The 17,312-nt window shown below is 36.2% G+C and carries 18 protein-coding genes; 3 read left to right on the plus strand and 15 right to left on the minus strand.

Going from position 1 to position 17,312, the window contains the following annotated elements; genetic code table 11:
• Positions 1-202: 202 nt before the first annotated feature.
• Positions 203-421 (minus strand): hypothetical protein, encoded by a 219-nt coding sequence (locus FVQ77_12090; protein ID MBW8051053.1) that lies wholly within the window; start codon positions 419-421, stop codon positions 203-205.
• Positions 422-563: 142 nt separating this feature from the next.
• Here FVQ77_12090 and secA point away from each other — a divergent pair, with 142 nt between their 5' ends.
• A complete protein-coding gene (gene secA, locus FVQ77_12095; protein ID MBW8051054.1) occupies positions 564-3,926 on the plus strand; it encodes a preprotein translocase subunit SecA in 3,363 nt (1,120 codons plus the stop codon).
• 137 nt (positions 3,927-4,063) lie between these two features.
• Here the strand turns inward: secA and FVQ77_12100 are convergent, their stop codons facing one another.
• Positions 4,064-5,182 (minus strand): Fic family protein, encoded by a 1,119-nt coding sequence (locus tag FVQ77_12100; protein MBW8051055.1) that lies wholly within the window; start codon positions 5,180-5,182, stop codon positions 4,064-4,066.
• Positions 5,183-5,252: 70 nt separating this feature from the next.
• On the opposite strand from FVQ77_12100, the gene FVQ77_12105 reads away from it, so the two are divergent.
• Entirely contained in the window at positions 5,253-5,477 is a 225-nt protein-coding gene (locus FVQ77_12105) for a hypothetical protein (GenBank protein MBW8051056.1), read from the plus strand.
• 19 nt (positions 5,478-5,496) lie between these two features.
• On the opposite strand, the gene FVQ77_12110 is transcribed toward FVQ77_12105, so the two are convergent.
• From FVQ77_12110 to FVQ77_12170, 13 genes are all read right to left on the minus strand, one after another.
• Positions 5,497-5,997 carry a hypothetical protein gene (locus FVQ77_12110; GenBank protein ID MBW8051057.1) on the minus strand — a complete coding sequence of 167 codons (501 nt, stop codon included), beginning with the start codon at positions 5,995-5,997 and terminating at the stop codon, positions 5,497-5,499.
• 22 nt (positions 5,998-6,019) lie between these two features.
• Positions 6,020-6,676 carry a CAP domain-containing protein gene (locus tag FVQ77_12115; GenBank protein ID MBW8051058.1) on the minus strand — a complete coding sequence of 219 codons (657 nt, stop codon included), beginning with the start codon at positions 6,674-6,676 and terminating at the stop codon, positions 6,020-6,022.
• Positions 6,677-7,312: 636 nt separating this feature from the next.
• On the minus strand, positions 7,313-7,693 hold the full coding sequence (locus tag FVQ77_12120; GenBank protein MBW8051059.1) for a hypothetical protein: 381 nt from the start codon (positions 7,691-7,693) through the stop codon (positions 7,313-7,315).
• A gap of 207 nt (positions 7,694-7,900) precedes the next feature.
• Positions 7,901-8,227, minus strand: a complete 327-nt coding sequence (locus tag FVQ77_12125; protein MBW8051060.1) for a hypothetical protein — start codon at positions 8,225-8,227, stop codon at positions 7,901-7,903.
• The gene (locus tag FVQ77_12130) at positions 8,217-8,459 is read right to left on the minus strand and encodes a hypothetical protein (protein ID MBW8051061.1); all 243 of its coding nucleotides are present in this window, start codon (positions 8,457-8,459) and stop codon (positions 8,217-8,219) included. Before FVQ77_12130 ends, FVQ77_12125 begins: the two co-directional genes overlap by 11 nt.
• 140 nt (positions 8,460-8,599) lie before the next feature.
• A complete protein-coding gene (locus FVQ77_12135; protein MBW8051062.1) occupies positions 8,600-9,028 on the minus strand; it encodes a hypothetical protein in 429 nt (142 codons plus the stop codon).
• Between the two features lie 300 nt (positions 9,029-9,328).
• Positions 9,329-9,928: a class I SAM-dependent methyltransferase gene (locus tag FVQ77_12140; GenBank protein MBW8051063.1), complete on the minus strand. Its 600-nt coding sequence runs from the start codon at positions 9,926-9,928 to the stop codon at positions 9,329-9,331.
• A gap of 118 nt (positions 9,929-10,046) precedes the next feature.
• Positions 10,047-10,529, minus strand: a complete 483-nt coding sequence (locus tag FVQ77_12145) for a hypothetical protein (GenBank protein MBW8051064.1) — start codon at positions 10,527-10,529, stop codon at positions 10,047-10,049.
• On the minus strand, positions 10,519-10,716 hold the full coding sequence (locus FVQ77_12150) for a hypothetical protein (protein MBW8051065.1): 198 nt from the start codon (positions 10,714-10,716) through the stop codon (positions 10,519-10,521). The genes FVQ77_12145 and FVQ77_12150 overlap by 11 nt, the downstream gene beginning before the upstream one ends.
• A gap of 238 nt (positions 10,717-10,954) precedes the next feature.
• A complete protein-coding gene (locus FVQ77_12155) occupies positions 10,955-11,401 on the minus strand; it encodes a hypothetical protein (protein ID MBW8051066.1) in 447 nt (148 codons plus the stop codon).
• A gap of 90 nt (positions 11,402-11,491) precedes the next feature.
• A complete protein-coding gene (locus FVQ77_12160) occupies positions 11,492-11,905 on the minus strand; it encodes a hypothetical protein (GenBank protein ID MBW8051067.1) in 414 nt (137 codons plus the stop codon).
• A gap of 519 nt (positions 11,906-12,424) precedes the next feature.
• Complete coding sequence (locus FVQ77_12165; protein MBW8051068.1) at positions 12,425-12,703, minus strand: hypothetical protein; 279 nt, start codon at positions 12,701-12,703, stop codon at positions 12,425-12,427.
• 89 nt (positions 12,704-12,792) lie between these two features.
• Entirely contained in the window at positions 12,793-14,988 is a 2,196-nt protein-coding gene (locus FVQ77_12170; protein ID MBW8051069.1) for a S9 family peptidase, read from the minus strand.
• A gap of 236 nt (positions 14,989-15,224) precedes the next feature.
• Here FVQ77_12170 and FVQ77_12175 point away from each other — a divergent pair, with 236 nt between their 5' ends.
• Positions 15,225-16,253, plus strand: a complete 1,029-nt coding sequence (locus FVQ77_12175) for a ferrochelatase (protein MBW8051070.1) — start codon at positions 15,225-15,227, stop codon at positions 16,251-16,253.
• The last annotated feature ends 1,059 nt before the right edge of the window (positions 16,254-17,312 follow it).

Here is a 17,312-nt window from a genome sequence, read left to right on the forward strand (position 1 = left end):
CCCCTAAATCCCCTAAAGGGGACTTGCCTACCCTCAAGCCACTCCCAAGTACTCGGGATAGGAGAGCGTGGGAATTCTCCCGAGTACTCGGGATTAGGGGGTAGCGAAGGAAAGCGAAGAAAATAAGAAAAAGAGGTTCTGCTGCGCTTTACGCCATGCGCTATGCGCCATGCTCTTTGCGCTATGCGCTGGGTTTATCTGTTTAGCGGTTTTCAGTTACCTGCCCGCCATGCACAGGCATAAAAAGAGGCAGGCGGGTCAGATAACCGGTTTTGTTGCTAAAAAACTTATGGCAGACAACTGAATGACCGACAACCGATGAAGAATAAAAATAATGGATGAAACCACGAATTACACGAATTACACAAATTAAATTAGTGTAATTATTAATTAGTGTAATTCGTGTAATTAGTGGTTTCATTATGACCGACAACTGAATAACCGTAAAACCGGTAACTGAAAACCGATCCCGAGTACTCGGGAGAGAAACTGTATTATTTGTGAAAATTCTACGGGTTTAACAATAATTTCGTAAATTTGTCATTATAAATCAATAACCGATCATGATCGAAATAATCATCAAAGTACTTTCCAAAGTCTTTGGCAGTAAGTCAGAAAAGGATATCAAGAAACTTATCCCTATCATTGAATTGATCAAAGATGAGTTTAGTAAGCTTCAGGAAATTTCAAATGATGAGCTTAGAGCAAAGACCACGGAAGTAAAGGCTTTTATTGATGAAAGGCTCAAAGCAACCGATGAACAAATTGCTGGGCTGAACCAGAAGATAGAAGATGATCCTGAAATGGTTATCTATGAAAAGGAGGAGATCTTTAACCAGGTTGACAAATTAGAAGAAGGCAGAAACGAGCAATTAGAAGATGTATTAATGGAAGCCCTTCCAAAAGCTTTTGCCATCGTGAAGGAAACTGCCAGGAGGTTTAAAGAGAACGAACAATTAGAAGTTACCGCCACATTTCATGATAAAAAAATTGCCGGTGAGAAAAGTCATGTAGAGATAAAGGGCGAAAAGGCTGTCTGGTATAATAAGTGGGATGTGCGGGGTAATGAAACAACCTGGGATATGGTACATTATGATGTTCAGCTTGTAGGCGGCATCGTGCTGCACCAGGGAAAGGTTGCCGAAATGGCTACCGGTGAAGGAAAAACATTGGTCGCAACTTTACCATCCTTCCTCAATGCACTTGCTAAAAGAGGCGTGCATATCGTTACGGTAAATAATTACCTGGCAACCAGGGATGCTGAATGGATGGGCCCGATCATTGAATTTCACGGGCTTACGGTTGATTGCATTGATAAATATGAACCCAACTCCGAAGAAAGAAAAAATGCCTACAACGCAGATGTAACCTATGGCACCAATAACGAATTCGGCTTTGACTACCTGCGTGATAACATGGCAAGGAACCCGGATGATCTGGTACAGAGAAAACTCCATTATACCATGGTAGATGAAGTTGATTCTGTACTTATTGATGATGCACGAACGCCTTTGATCATTTCCGGTCCTGTTCCAAAGGGGGATGAACATGAGTTTTATGAGCTCAGGCCCAGGATTGCCCGCCTTTTTGAAGCACAAAAGAAAGTGGTAGGCAGTTTTTTAAATGAAGCAAAAAACAAATTAAGCGAAAAGGGCGATAAGGAAGGAGGGCACGCACTTTTCAGGGCATTCAGGGGACTTCCCAAATATAAACCCCTGATCAAATACCTGAGTGAACCAAATATCAAAGCAAAATTACTGAAAACCGAAAACTTTTATTTGCAGGACAATCAGAAAATGATGCCTGAGGCAGATGCTCCTCTTTACTTTACGATTGATGAAAAAAATAATACCATAGACCTTACTGAGAAAGGAATCGACCTGATAACTGGTGAAGGAGAAGACCAGCATTTCTTCATCTTACCTGATATTGGTTCTGAAATTGCCGTTATAGAAAACGATAAAGCGATTTCAGATGAAGATAAGCTTCAAAAGAAAGAGGATCTCCTGAAGAATTATGCCGCCAAATCCCAAAGAATCCATGCTGTCAATCAGTTGTTAAAAGCCTATACGCTCTTTGAAAAAGATGTTGATTACATCCTGGTAGATGGCAAAGTAAAGATAGTTGATGAGCAGACAGGCCGTGTTTTGGAAGGCAGACGGTATTCGGATGGCTTGCACCAGGCGATAGAAGCCAAAGAAAATGTAAAAGTAGAAGATGCTACACAGACCTACGCTACCGTTACCTTGCAGAATTATTTCAGAATGTACCACAAACTCTGCGGTATGACAGGTACTGCAGAAACAGAAGCTGGCGAACTCTGGGAAATCTATAAGCTTGACGTAGTGGTTATTCCAACCAATGAGCCTTGTATCAGGGATGACAGGCAAGACTTTGTATATAAGACTATGAGGGAAAAGTATAATGCTGTGGCTGATGAGATCGCAGCGCTTTCCAAAGAGGGAAGGCCATCGCTCTTAGGTACAACTTCCGTAGAAAATTCAGAGCTGTTAAGCAGGATGTTGAAATTAAGAAATATCAAACACCAGGTGTTGAATGCCAAATTTCATCAAAAGGAAGCTGAAGTTGTCGCTAATGCAGGAGTTTCCGGTACTGTTACAATTGCAACCAACATGGCGGGTCGTGGTACGGATATTAAGCTTGCTCCTGAATCAAGAGATGCTGGCGGGCTTGCCATCATCGGGACAGAAAGGCACGAATCAAGGCGTGTAGACAGGCAGTTGAGAGGTCGTTCAGCCAGGCAGGGAGATGCCGGAACTTCCCAGTTCTTTGTATCGCTTGAAGATAACCTGATGCGGCTTTTTGGCTCTGACAGGATTGCGAGGATCATGGACAGGCTTGGTATTGAAGAAGGTGAAGTGATACAGCATTCAATGATCAGCAAATCAATTGAAAGAGCGCAGAAAAAGGTAGAACAAAACAACTTCGGAGTCCGGAAAAGATTATTGGAATATGATAATGTGATGAATTCGCAGCGGGAAGTGGTCTATAAAAGAAGAAAAAATGCCCTTTTTGGAGATAGGCTTGAAGTAGATATCCTCAATATGCTCTATGATGCGTGTGAAGATATTGTGCTGAATAACCAGGCGCCAGGCAATATTGAGAATTTCAAGCTTAATGTGATCAAAACGTTAGCGCTCAATACTGAAATTGGGGAGGAGGAATTTGAAAAATTAAAAGCTGATGACCTGACACAAAAACTTTATGATGAAGCCTATATCTTCTATAATCGTAAGAAGCAGGCAATAGCAGAAAAATCGTTCCCGGTAATTAAAAATATCCATAAAACCAGAGGCGCTACCATTGAAAATGTAGTCGTGCCTTTTACCGATGGCATCAAACAGATCGCTGTAGTTGCCAACCTTAAAAAATCTGTTGAAACCAAATGTGTTGAGCTGGTAACCTCCATGGAAAAGTTCATCTCGCTGGCAATCATTGACCAGGCGTGGACCGAGCATTTGCGGGCAATGGATGACCTGAAGCAATCTGTTCAAAGCGCTGTTTATGAACAAAAAGACCCGCTCCTGATCTATAAATTTGAGGCATTTGAGCTTTTTAAACAAATGATTGGCAAGGTAAATGAGGAAACCATCTCATTCCTGTTCAGAGCAGATATACCTGTGCAGGAACCCGAACAGGTACAGGAAGCAAAGAGACCCGCCAGTATGCAGAATTTGAAGGAAAATAAGGAAGATAGCCAATCATTATTGACGAATGGCCAGCCTGAAATGGCAACTAATCGTCAGGCTGCTGAAGCGACTATGCCGGCAAAATCAGAGAAAATTGTTGGCAGAAATCAAAAAGTAACCGTGCAATATGCAGATGGTACTGTAAAAAAAGACATAAAGTTCAAAAAGATAGAAGACGATATCAGGAGTAATAAATGTGTGCTGGTGGAAGAATGATTCTCTATAAAAAAATTAATCTCTAAGGGGATTAACTTGTCGTCTCGGAATTTCAAAATTTTTTGTATTCGTGTTACCGCTCGTTTATTCTTCAAGCTTTTCTTCTAATTACTTTTACAAATTGTTACCTGCTGGGCTTATGTTTTTACGTTCAATTCAATCAATTCATAGCTTGTACTCCTTCCACCGCCTTCTGATTTTCTTAATATTTTTTTATTCATCAAATCTTGAATGTCACGTAATGCGGTGTCAGTTGAACATTTAGCAACTTTTGCCCATTTAGAAGAAGTCAACTTCCCATCAAATCCATCTAATAATTTGTTTAACAGAAGTTTTTGCCTGTTATTTTGAAGTTTATCTGCATTCTTGTTCCAAAATCTATGTTTGAATATTACTTTTCTTAGAGTTTGATTTGATGAATTTAAAGAGTTTAGTAAGCAGTTTAAAAACCATTCAATCCAATTCGTTATATCAACAGTTCCTTTTTGTGTTTTTTCCAAAACATTGTAATATTCCTTTCTTTCTCTACGAATTTGTGCAGACATGCTATAAAATCTCTGAGAAATTCCATCGGATTTGGCTAAAAGCATATCCGTAATCGCACGAGCAATTCTACCATTCCCATCTTCAAATGGATGCAAGGTTATAAACCATAAATGTGCTATGCCCGCTTTTATGACCAGGTCTTGGTCATCATTGTCATTAAACCAAATTAAAAACTGATTTATTTCATTTTCGATTTCAGAAGCATCAGGCGCTTGATAATGAACTTTTTCTTTTCCAAGTGCGCCAGATACTACTTGCATAGGACCAGTTGAATCATCCCTCCAATTGCCAACTATAATTTTATACATTCCGCTTCGTTCTGTTGGAAAAAGTGCAAAATGCCAATCAAAAAGTCTTTCTCTGGTTAACGGTTTATCAAAGTTTTGAGTTGCATCAAGCATCATGTCCACGGCTCCGTCAACATCTCTGTCTGATGGAATTAGTCCTGAAACATCCATTCCTAATCTACGGGCAATAGAAGAACGAACTTGTTCAGGATTTAGGATTTTACCTTCAATTTCTGTAGTTTTTAAAACGTCAAGAGTAAGGGTTTCCAGAACCGCCTCACTACGTAATTCAAAACCAAGGGATTCCATTTTTCCGACTAATTTCCCTTGGAGATTACGAACCTTACCCAATAGTGGTAACAATTTTTCATTGTTCCAATTAAAGTTAGGCCAACTGTCTTTTTGATAGATATAAACTTTCATTCTCCGCAATATTTGCGACAAAAGTAAGATTTATTCACCGCATTTAAAATTAAATCATGCATAATTTACGATGAATATTCTATTTTTTTTTATACATCCCGAGTACTCGGGAGCAATTGACAGTTGGCCCGGAACCCCTATAAAAATTCATGAGGAAGCAAAGAAGAAAATAAAAAAAGAAAAAAGATTGAGCGTGGGACGTGAAAAAGCAAGTTATGTTAAGACGGAATACGGTCGGGTATCATATCAAAGAAAAAGAGGAACGATACAAAAGTTAAGACGAAGGAACCGATGACGAAGATACCGATATTGATTTAATTTTCTTCAACTCTCGTAATTTTCATTTTGCCTTTATACATTTTACAAATTTCAAAATTATCTATACACACACTTTTTGGTTTATACTGGTGAATTAAAGCAACGGTACACTCATCAACCCAATGATGAATAAATGCTACATGCCCACGTTTGAATTTCTGTTCCTCAAATGGGTCAGTAAAGGATAATATAGTACCTCTTTTAATCAGTATCTTATCACCGGGGCACAAAGTCAAATCATACGGTATTCGCTCCCATAAAGGAGAGAACCTGCCAGCCCAAGAAGGAAATTTATCTTTCCATTGAAAAGTTAAAACGTATTTTTCCTCATTGTCAAAAAATTTATTCAATACATAATTAGTAAAATGACGACAATGACCTCCACCTACTTTTTTCCCTAAAAGACTATCGCAAATCTCAATAATTCTTTTATTTGCTTGGGAATACCCACAAGCCCAACATAAGCTAAATAACAATATAATAACTATCTTTTTCATAATTAAGCTGTTATTAAATGAATTATCTAAATACCTGAGTGCCATAGACATCAGCATAATGCCACATTACGTGTCCATGTATGTTGTATCTTATTGTTTCTCTTTTACAGAAACCAACTCCTGTAAAAAGATAATCCCGGCTAAGCATATTCTGCCTGTGTCCTTTTGATGTCAGCCAACTCCAGTAGAATTCAAATGCTGCAACACCAACTCTGTCATAATGGTGGGTATAAAAAATCCATACAACATTCTCGCCTGAAAAATTGTACTTTTTATGTCTTTTATTAAAATTATCATGACTCATACTATCAATTTCAGCCATATCCTTTGAATGGGCATATGCACCTTCCTGCATTTTAAAAGTACGTACACCTATCAGAGGATGCCGAAGTGTTAAAATACGGGTAATATTTAAAAGAAGCATAAATAATCTTTCATCCTGCCATTTTCTCTCGTATTTAATTACAACACTACGGACAGTATCATCATAAATCACCTTTACTTTTTCAACCATGTCAGTATCAGATTGGTCTTCTTCTTCCGTTCCCAACAGTTTGTCAAGTAATTCTAATGCTTTTTTTGCTTCGGCTTGACTTACATTAACCTGTGCAAAAATATTGATACTAACTAATAATAAAATTATCAATAGTGCAGGATATATTAATGGGGCTTTTTTCATAACATTTTATACAGTTAAACTCTTAATTCTTTATTCCAAAAACTACCGGATGTCACCCAATTTGATTGCAGATATAAAAAAATGAGAAAAAAGCTTTGTGTACACTGTGTACACCGTCCTTTTTTGTTATTTAAAACGGTGAGATATTTTTATTGGTATGAAATATTGGATTAAAAAGGAAAATTCTGTATTTTTACATAGATAGAAATACGTAAGTGTAAAATCAGGCTATCTGTAACCAAAGAGAGCAGAAGTAATCAATTCCCATTTTAAGAAGATAAGAAATTAAAAGTTAAGAGATTGTATTTTATTTGTAGGTTTTTCATAATAAATACTTATCATTGTTGGTGCAAGTATTTTTAGTTTTCTTTAATCATAGTTAAAAAAGTCAAAACAAAACCAATTAGTTCATACAGAACAGTCAAAACAAAGTCAGTTAGTTCAAACTCGTTTTTCTTACTATCTTGTACCAAGTTCCAATGCAATTTTCAATATTATCCTTCAAATTCTCAAAACAAGGATTTGAAGTTTTATGATGTTGAAGATTTGTCTGCCGAGTTCGGGCATGAAAAATCTTTGCGAACTCATAATGTCAGCCAGATAATGCAAAGAAATCCAATTGTTCTTCTCATGGAATCATGTTTTATTTTTATCGTGTGATTTCTGAATAATATAGAAAAAGCTACAATGAATGATATTTATTATCACCATTGTAGTTATTAATCCAGTTGTTGCCAATTCCCCAAAATCATCGTACGATGGTAACAATAATAGAATGGTCATTGGGCAAAAAAGTATTCCGAAAAGTATTGTGGCTCCTATTGTGCTAGTTAAATGACCTTTACTTTTAAGATAAGCAAATGCATAACTCCACCCGGATGTATTAATGGTTAACACAATACTATACCTAATCCAAGGCATTTCTTCCAATATAATATCACTATAACTATAGAAATAGGTTGTTCCTGTCAGAATTGCTACTAAAGCAGGTGCTAAATAAAGTTTGAATATTTTCATTTCAATAGTCCAGTCGAGATTGCCTCTTGTTTCCAGTTTCATCAGAGTCTCCCGCCACTACAAACTTCCTATCTGCCTGTTTTCGAAAAGTCAACACATTGCAGTCAGATATACCCAAAACTTAATTAGGGGACTCTGATGCACACGAAATCAAATACTATTTAATGTCCTTTCTATTCCAGATTGACAGCGCTGAAAAGTTAGGTTTTACTGCACATATTTTAGAAGTTCATTTAATTCCTTATACGAAATGTCCTCTTTCTGGGATTTATCGTAGATAGTTAGCAGAAAAATCTTTTGTACTACCACTTTTACGTAAGTAATTATACGTGCACCGCCACTTTTACCCTTACCTTTTGCGGTAATTGCCATACGTAATTTATAACAATCTTTTCCTAATGATTTTCCTTGCTTGGGGTCTTCTTGCAGCGATGTGAATAGTTTAACTAAATCAGTTTTAAGTGTCTTGAATTTTTTCAGCAAAGGTTTTGCAGCCCTATCAAAAGTAGGGGTAACGATAAGATTATAACTCATAGAGAAACTCTTTGGCTGTTTTGGCTTTCATTTTACCTTGTTCTATGAGTTGTACCTCGCGAAGTCCTTCTTTTATACTCTCCCATATTTTCCGTTTTCCCGGTGTGAGTTTTTCCTCTATATCCAACAACTTATTTCTTTTTTCATCCACTTCTATGAAAGAGAAATTTTTAACCACCTTCATAAAGAAAGAAAATTCACGCTCGGGTATTTTTAAAACAAGATGCTTCATAAATTTAATTTGTAAATGGTTATGCAAAAATAGTTAAAATTATCAACATAAGAATAATCAACATAAGAATAATCAACATTTTGGTCTATTTCTAAAATATTTACCCTGTGAAATTTCGGGGCAAAGCTTGTTCTATAAATTTACTTGTCCTTATACAGCAGCCCGGCAATTAAAGCTCCACCAATACATTCCAGCATAAAATCCACTCCCATTCCAAAAGGGATCATGCGGCCAAGATTATAAAATGAATACATAGCAGAAGCGACTGATAATCCCATCAGACCTACCAAAAATCCGACAATTAAGGCTGTTTTCGGACCTGCCCCTAAATGTTTTCTGCTCAAAACATACAAGAAAGCTAAAGGTATTCCCAGCAGGATAGTTATTGGGAACATCAGAATACTTCCTATCCCCGGCCGGGGCTCAGAAAGTACGGAGCCAACTGACTGAAAATGAACATAATACTCTTCCAACAGAACAGCATGAATAACAAAGCCAATGACTAACATTACGATACCGCCAGCTATACCACCTAATATAACCCGGCCGATGTTGATCTTGTTTTCCATAATAGTAAATTTTAAATGTTAAAAATAAGGGGTTCAACCCCGTGAAACATACCCCACTGTATTCGGGGAATTCCGGCTTTGGCCAGAATTTCACCGGGCAAACGTACATAAAATTTTTTGATAGGCAAAAATACAGGTTAGGCAGTGCGCAGAAATAACTTGGCATTCTGGCTTGTTCTTTTATCCTTTTTCTTCGTTACAAAATCCTTGAATAGCTGTGCTATTCAAGGATTTTGTGCCTTGAAAAAGAACAAAATTACTACGCCATCTCTACCAACTTATTTCTGCGCACTGCCTTAATCAAATAATTTTCAATTTAAAACTTAATAATATAGGCCAGTTGAAATATTTGACAGCCTTTGGAAATTTATCTGCAAGTTCTTTTGTACACACATATTCTTTCATATCTTCAATCAGCAACCCTGCTTTATTGATGTTTACTACAAAGTCTGCTATTTGATTGGGGTACCCCTTTGGCCTTATTTCATCACCCGATAGCGGATCGGTAAAATTTGCCTGGTTGCCTTTTAACATCATTGCAGGATGCATGGCAGAAACATAAATAGCACCTGATCTTTTGCAAATTCTTTTTATTTCTTTAAAAAACAGTCCTAAATCAGCGATATGCTCTAACACCAAAGTGCTGATAACTTTATCAAAGGAACCTGTTTTGAAGGGAAATGGTTTTGATAGATCGTGTACTATATATTCAATATTGTTATTACTTTTTTCTTTCGCTATTTTTAACATTTCTTCTGAAAAGTCAACACCCGTTACTTCTGCTCCTGATCTTGAAAGCCATATTGTAAACCTTCCTGTACCGCAGCCAAGGTCAACTACTTTTTCTCCTTTTACAATGGGGTCAATATTTTCTACAAATTTCAGCTCATCCAATGCCATTAACGGGTTTTCATTGGATTCATAAATGGCCGCCCATCTGTTGTAACCTTCTGCTGTTGGTACTTCTTTGATTTTTTTGATTTCTAAAAGAATTTTATTGACAATAAATTCTGTTTTATTAATTTTTATCTTGTCTTTTTAGTTCCTCAAGATAATTAAGGTCTTCTTTATCCCTTGCTTTGGTTCTACCCTTTGCAGCAGCTTTTTTAAGCAATATCAAATCATCTAAGGAAACTACATTTACCTGTATATCATCAATATTTGCAATCTTTCTCCTATCATAAGCATATTTAAAATCTACTGTGTCTAACTTTTTTAGAATTTCTATACGGAATGGCAAATCTCCTATTCTTATCATTTTGGATACCAAAAACATTTCCTTACGAATCTGTTCTTTTGGAATACCGAACTCCGTGCATGATGCTATCATTTTTTTGGCATTATTATCGGTAGCATTAATAAATATATCGAGATCATTAGTAAAACGCAGATATCCATAAGCACCTACTGCATAACCACCTATTAAAAGATATTCCACCTGGTATTTATTGAGACATGTTATGAAATCTCTGAAATCCTTAGGAAGTTCTCTATTCTGCATAATAAATTATTCTTTTAATACGATGTTTGTCAACATCATAGCCAGCTATAATATAGCCCATCTTTATTAACTGGTAATATAATTTCATGCGTTCTTCTATGGTAAGTGTTAGTGCATAGGACGCTTGCTGTTTGAAGTTTTCCTCTTTGGTTGCATAGGATATTTTACGTGTTATTAATGGTTTCATAATATATAACATTCCAGTTTCATCAGAGTCTCCCGCCACTACAAACTTCCTATCTGCCTGTTTTCGAAAAGTCAACACATTGCAGTCAGATATACCCAAAACTTAATTAGGGGACTCTGATGCACACGAAATCAAATACTATTTAATGTCCTTTCTATTCCAGATCCATCAGAGTCCCCTTTTTAAGATCGTGGTATATTTGAATTTAGGAATTGCGGGAGACTCTGATGGGACTTGATTAATTTGAGTATCCATTTCCTATTATTTCCCAATTATTCAAATATTTTTCGGTGAAATTATCCCAAGCCCTTTTTGAATTTAAAGCCCATAGCCCTTTTTTACTTGCTTTATCTAATTGATTTTTAATTTCATCACTCTCTTTTATTTCGTGCATTTTTAAAATATATAATTTTGGAGGATTTTCTTCCAGTACACATACTATTAAAAAGTCTGCAAATAAATTATTAATGTTTGTTCCCAATGGTAATGGAGTAATTTTTGATAAGGTCTTTACTTGAATTGTATGTTTTGTTGATGCATCGTGGTTGAAAATTACAATATCAACGCCCTTTGTATTTCTTGAAGTTGGTAAAACATTCCATCCCTTTTTTGATAATTCATAGCAGATATAATAAAGTCCAATGTTACCTACTATTTGATTTGTCAGTTTCTGTTTGATTTCCATATTTTTAGTGTTACTATTTCTTTATGGTATTGTATAATTGTTTGTATCCTGAGCCATTAAGTCGCACACATAGAGCCAACATTTATTAAATCATCTTTCAATATATCTTTCTCCTACTATTCTCCGTACTAAAAGAAAATACCCATCTTTAGGGGGGGTATCTATTATTTCTACTTTCACTTCAAAAGAATAGCTCTCATAATAGGATATATTACAAACTTCCTTTCCTTTCCAAACATTTTTTTCAATCATAGTATAACTTTTATTACAAATTGCCAAAATTCTAACATATTCAGAATAAGGTCTTCGTTCTATTATTTTGTAACATCTATTATGATAAGGATAATTTTTCTCCATACGAAAATAATAGATGGCATTCATGTCTTCTTTTACAAATAAACCAGCTCCATAATTAATCTCAATATCCCCTGCTCCATTATCATAATATCCATCATTGAGTTCAATAACCTCAATCTTTTCTCCAAGATTAATATATTTTTCCAATTCGGACTTAAAAAACTTTGCTTTTTGACACAAAAAGTCTTGACTAAATGCTGAAACACTTATCATTAAAACCATCAAAAGCAAAAATGTTTTTACTTTCACAACTTTCAATTTAACTAAAAATCAGTGTAAATATTTACATATAAAACTAAGAAAGTTTTTTTTAAATAAGCAAATCATACGTAGCATTATTTTTAAAAATATATTTCCCCACGTACCCGCAAGCTCCAAGTTTTGGATTATAGCGTTTTATATCTGTCCAATTAGTTGCCTCTTTTTTTTCTAATTCCTCTACTTTAGGTATTGTCATATTAGTTGGTAATATTATCTACCTTATTCTATGACATTACCAAAAAAATTAATCCAAAAAACATCCTTTTCTTTATCACCCCGATATATTTCATATTTTACAATAGCTGAAATGTAAAATTGATAAGACGAACTTAATTTGAATAGGAAACTCTTTCCTTTCTGTTTTTTTCCTATAAAAATCAATCACAACAGTACTATCTAAACAAATTATTTCCACTGGTTAAAATGGTTTCTTTTTTCTACGAAATAATTATAATCTTCATCACTCATAACAGGTCCTTCTAACAATAATTTTTGGAAGTTTATCAATTTTTTTTTGTCTGAAGCAGTGCCTTTCTTATTTATAATTTCTTCTCGATCATCTACTGAATTCTTATTTTTAAACGGTAATATAATTACTTCGACATACTCAGGTGAAGACCTAAATGGAAGTTTAATTTGTATCTTACCATTTTGAACTCTGATTATTTTTCTGATAGCTTGCATATATTTAGATATTTTTTAAAAATAAAAGTTATGTGAATATTATTAAAAAGAACATTTAAAAATATAAAGTTACAAATATATCGGTTAATTTACAAATTCTCCACAATAAAATCAGTCATCATCTGGTAAAGATGCAACCGCGTCTTCCCGCCATAAATAGCATGGGCTTTATTGGGGTAATAAAATGAGGTGAATTGCTTACCCGCCTTGATCAATGCCACCTGCATTTCCACGGTATTCTGAAAATGTACGTTATCATCCCCCGTGCCGTGAATTAACAAGTATGCTCCTTTTAATTTATCAGCATGCGTTATCGGGGAATAATCATCGTAGCCTTTGGGATTGTCCTGTGGTTTTTTTAAATACCGTTCGGTATAAATGGTGTCATAGAACCTCCAGCTCGTAACAGGCGCCACGGCAATGCCGGCTTTGAAATAATCTGATCCTAAGGTCAAACATAAGGAGGTCATATAGCCGCCATAACTCCAGCCCCAGATACCGATCCTTGAGCCATCCACATAAGGTAAAGATGCCAGGTACTTTGCCGCCTCAATCTGGTCTCGGGTTTCATATTCACCAAGCCTGCCGTAGGTTATGTTTTTGAACTTTGTACCTCTTGCTCCCGTTCCCCTGTTGTCCACCGATACAATAATATAACCCTTCTGAGCCAATAATTGATACCAGTAATAATTGCGGCTGCTCCAGCCATCAGTCACCGTCTGTGAGCCAGGGCCGCCATATACATACATCAGAACCGGGTACTTTTTCCTTTTATCAAAATCGGTGGGTTTTATCATCCAGCCGTTCAATGTTATACCATCGGTTGTTGTAAGTTGAAAAAAATCTTTAGGGCTGATATCATATTCACTCAGGGTACTATTTAGCGCTGAGTTATCTTCTAATATTTTTATACGCGCTCCATCTTGTGCGTTGTGCAGACTTACAACGGTGGGAATGTTGGCAGAAGAATGATAATCTAAGTAATATTTAAAATCCGGACTCATATCTATCCTGTTGGTGCCTTTTTTTGCAGTTCCTATGTTCAACATGAATGTTGAGGTACTGTCAATACCAATGCTGTAAAATTGTCTTTGCAGAGGCGAATCTTGGGTAGAAGTGAAATAGAGCGTATTGGTATTTTCGTCAATGCCGGTAAAGTCATCTACTTCCCAATTGCCCTTTGTGATCTGCTTTTCCTTTTTGTTGGAAAAGTCAAATAAATACAGGTGCTTAAAGCCATCCTTTTCGCTTGTATAAACAAAAGCATTTCGCTTTTTTAAATAAGTAAGGTCATCATTGATGCTGATATAGGTAGCGCTGGTTTCCTTTAATATCAACTCGGTTTTTCCTGTTTTGGCATTTGCATGCAAAATTTCCAGCACATTTTGTAGCCTGTTCATCCTGAATATTGAGAGCGTATTCGGGTCATGCGTCCATTTTATACGTGGGATGTAAATGTCTTTTTCATTGCCAATATTCATCCGGACTGTTTTGTCATTTTCAATATCATATACAGAGATGGTAACAATAGAATTATCTTCTCCTGCTTTTGGGTATTTGAATTTATAATCAGCCGGGTACAATTCTCCCCAAAGCTGCATGTTATATTCTTTAACCCTGCTTTCGTCAAAAGTATAATAAGCGATCTTTTTACCATCCGATGACCAGAAAAAAGCTTTTGCAAAGGCAAATTCTTCTTCATAGACCCAGTCAGCGCTGCCAACAATGATCTTGTTCCATTCACCGGTTGTGGTGATCTGATTTTCACTCATCCTGTCTAAATCAACATAAAACAAATTATTATTACGGGTAAAAGCTACCTTGCTCCCGTCAGGTGAGAAGGTTGCGTAAGATTGTTTTCCTCCCCGGCTAAGTATGACCGGTTTTTTCAGTTGAAGAACGTAATAATTGGCTTTAGTTGAACGCCTGTAAATAGGTTCTGTTTCTGTGGCAAAAAGTATCATGGATTCGTCTGTGCTGAATTGGTAGCTGTCAAAAATAATAGCGTAATCCTCACCTTTGGGCACCAACTCGTCTCCCCTGACAATTGTCTCAACCTTTTCACCGGTTGTAATATCGTATTTAACAATGTTGCTGATCCCCAGGTCGTAATCAGTTTCCAATGAACTATAATATTGCCCATTACGCATCCAGTTAACGCTATGAACAGATTTTTCTCTGAAAGTATGATTTAACCAGATGTCTTCCAGTGTAACTCTTTTATTCTCCTGTCCTAAAACGCTGTTTAGGAAAAAGAAGAAAAGGAAAGTAAGCGCATAGCGCATGGCGCATAGCGCATAGCGCGTAAGTGCATGGCGTTCATCGCTATGCGCTATGCGCCATGCGCCATGCGCAATGACAGGTTTTGAAATGTATGCTTTCATTAGAAAATAATTTTATAGCATCACAATATTACAAAAAGGATAAATTAAATATTAATTTTGTTTGAAAAAAGAAAATAAAAAATCAACTTCAGGCAGAATAAAACCCATTGAAACGGGTTTTATTAAACACAGTTTTGATGTATCAGGAAAGAAAAAAAACAGCCGTTTTATTAGTAAATACCGGTACACCTGACAGCCCGCAGGTTAAGGATGTGAGAAAGTACCTCCGGGAGTTTTTGATGGATAAAAGGGTCATAGACATCCCTTTTTTGAAGCGATTTTTTCTGGTTAACTTTATTATAGCTCCGTTCAGAGCGCTTAATTCCGCAAAATTATACAAACAATTGTGGACTGAACAAGGCTCCCCACTATTAGTTTATGGAAATAAATTAGTCAAGCTTTTACAACAGGCTTTGGGAGAAGGCAGTATTGTTTGTCTGGCAATGCGTTACCAGAATCCAGGTATAAATGCTGTACTTGATCAATTAAAGGGGCAGAGATTGGAAAAAATAATTGTGATCCCGCTCTTTCCTCAATATGCTTCGGCCAGTACCGGCTCAGTTAATTCAAAAGTAATGGAAATTATCAAGACCTGGCAGGTTATTCCTGAAATTAGGTACTTCGTTAGTTTTTATGATCATCCCCTGTTTATCAAAGCTTTCGTTGAAATCGGAAAAAAACACTTGCAGGAAAATGCCTTTGATCATATTCTATTTTCCTATCATGGACTTCCGGAAAGACAAATTAAAAAAGCCGATCAATCTAAAAGCTGCCTTATTGAAGATGGTTGCTGTGCAAAAATCGGTCATCAGAACAAGCATTGTTATCGTGCCCAGTGCTTTGAAACTTCACGTTTATTAGCTAAAGCCCTTGAGATAAAAGAGGAGGATTATACGGTTTGTTTTCAGTCGCGCCTTGGCAAAAACCCATGGATAAAACCTTATACTGATGAAATCATAAGACAGTTGCCGGCAAAAGGAAAAAAGAGAGTGCTTGCTTTTGCACCCTCATTTGTTGCTGATTGCCTGGAAACTATTATTGAAGTTGGAGAAGAATACAGAGCATTATTTGAAGAATCCGGGGGGGAGAAGTGGCAAATGGTTGAAAGCCTTAATACGCATCCGTTGTGGGTGAAGACGCTGAAAGAATTGGTTCTTGATCGTTGATTATGAAACTATTGTTTTACTAAAAAACAAAAGGTGTATTGTAAAAACCCCTTACCTTTGCAATAGATATTATCAAATTAAATTATAGGTATGGGCGTTTAAGTCGCCCAAAATTTATATCTTTGAAATAAGTATGAATGACTAACCACGCCATTTATGGCGTGGACACTAAAGAATAAGATTGACAGGGCTTTAGCCCAATTAACGTAAATCACTCATGGCATATATTAGAATTTGGGTACATTGTGTTTGGGGAACTAAAAAAAGAATCCCTGAATTTATGGAGAAATATGGTTTTAATAAGTATAAGGGCTAAAGCCCAGGGTTTGTATAGTTTGATTATCTCCGCCATAAATGGCGGAGTTAGTCAGACAAAAAAAATGGCGGAGTTAGTCAGCCATAAATGGACACAATCATCAATTTGCTTGTAAAAAGGATGGTGGTAAATTCTCCAATTCGCTTACTATCAGTTACTTAAAAGGGACAACTAAACGCCTATACCTATTTTTATAAAAGAGTTTTTTGTCCACCGCTTGTATTAAATAATTAGTCGAGCCATTTATAATTGCGTCAAAAGGGTCGCTTGTCCGCCAAGGATTTATCGGGTTAAACTTGTATGAAAAATCTCGTCTGAGAAAACTGTCGTAGTAAATCGGTCGTGTGAAAAAGGTGTCTGCGTATTTTGGGTGCAAATAAATTTTTTGGAATAATAAGTAATTGTCTTGCGTGTAAGATTTGAGCCGAAACGATTGTGATGAAAACGCTGTCTGTGGAGGAAAGTCCATTTGATGAAATGTGGAACTGTCCGTTTGTGCAAAACAAAAAGAAGAAATTGTCGGAATGAAAAGTGTCAGTATAAATTTTTTGTAAGTCATTTGTCTAAACCGTTGTCGGCTTTGATGAATGAGACAGGTCGCCCTGTTTGCTGAGCTTTTCTAAGCGAAATTCTTCCCCGAAAAACCCTGTTGTGCCAGTTGGCTTGAAGTTTTCTGTCATTTGTTATAATTTTTACCCAAATTTATGAAATAGCTATCTGATTTACAAAATTTTAATTTTTAG

This window comes from Cytophagales bacterium (assembly GCA_019456305.1).
Taxonomy (GTDB): domain Bacteria; phylum Bacteroidota; class Bacteroidia; order Cytophagales; family VRUD01; genus VRUD01.

Bases quoted from the DNA above. Each gene is read 5' to 3' on its own strand.
- FVQ77_12090 (MBW8051053.1), bottom strand. From the start codon at position 421: ATGAAACCACTAATTACACGAATTACACTAATTAATAATTACACTAAT.
- secA (MBW8051054.1), top strand. From the start codon at position 564: ATGATCGAAATAATCATCAAAGTACTTTCCAAAGTCTTTGGCAGTAAG.
- FVQ77_12100 (MBW8051055.1), bottom strand. From the start codon at position 5,182: ATGAAAGTTTATATCTATCAAAAAGACAGTTGGCCTAACTTTAATTGG.
- FVQ77_12105 (MBW8051056.1), top strand. From the start codon at position 5,253: ATGAATATTCTATTTTTTTTTATACATCCCGAGTACTCGGGAGCAATT.
- FVQ77_12110 (MBW8051057.1), bottom strand. From the start codon at position 5,997: ATGAAAAAGATAGTTATTATATTGTTATTTAGCTTATGTTGGGCTTGT.
- FVQ77_12115 (MBW8051058.1), bottom strand. From the start codon at position 6,676: ATGAAAAAAGCCCCATTAATATATCCTGCACTATTGATAATTTTATTA.
- FVQ77_12120 (MBW8051059.1), bottom strand. From the start codon at position 7,693: ATGAAAATATTCAAACTTTATTTAGCACCTGCTTTAGTAGCAATTCTG.
- FVQ77_12125 (MBW8051060.1), bottom strand. From the start codon at position 8,227: ATGAGTTATAATCTTATCGTTACCCCTACTTTTGATAGGGCTGCAAAA.
- FVQ77_12130 (MBW8051061.1), bottom strand. From the start codon at position 8,459: ATGAAGCATCTTGTTTTAAAAATACCCGAGCGTGAATTTTCTTTCTTT.
- FVQ77_12135 (MBW8051062.1), bottom strand. From the start codon at position 9,028: ATGGAAAACAAGATCAACATCGGCCGGGTTATATTAGGTGGTATAGCT.
- FVQ77_12140 (MBW8051063.1), bottom strand. From the start codon at position 9,928: ATGGCATTGGATGAGCTGAAATTTGTAGAAAATATTGACCCCATTGTA.
- FVQ77_12145 (MBW8051064.1), bottom strand. From the start codon at position 10,529: ATGCAGAATAGAGAACTTCCTAAGGATTTCAGAGATTTCATAACATGT.
- FVQ77_12150 (MBW8051065.1), bottom strand. From the start codon at position 10,716: ATGAAACCATTAATAACACGTAAAATATCCTATGCAACCAAAGAGGAA.
- FVQ77_12155 (MBW8051066.1), bottom strand. From the start codon at position 11,401: ATGGAAATCAAACAGAAACTGACAAATCAAATAGTAGGTAACATTGGA.
- FVQ77_12165 (MBW8051068.1), bottom strand. From the start codon at position 12,703: ATGCAAGCTATCAGAAAAATAATCAGAGTTCAAAATGGTAAGATACAA.
- FVQ77_12170 (MBW8051069.1), bottom strand. From the start codon at position 14,988: ATGCGCTATGCGCTTACTTTCCTTTTCTTCTTTTTCCTAAACAGCGTT.
- FVQ77_12175 (MBW8051070.1), top strand. From the start codon at position 15,225: ATGTATCAGGAAAGAAAAAAAACAGCCGTTTTATTAGTAAATACCGGT.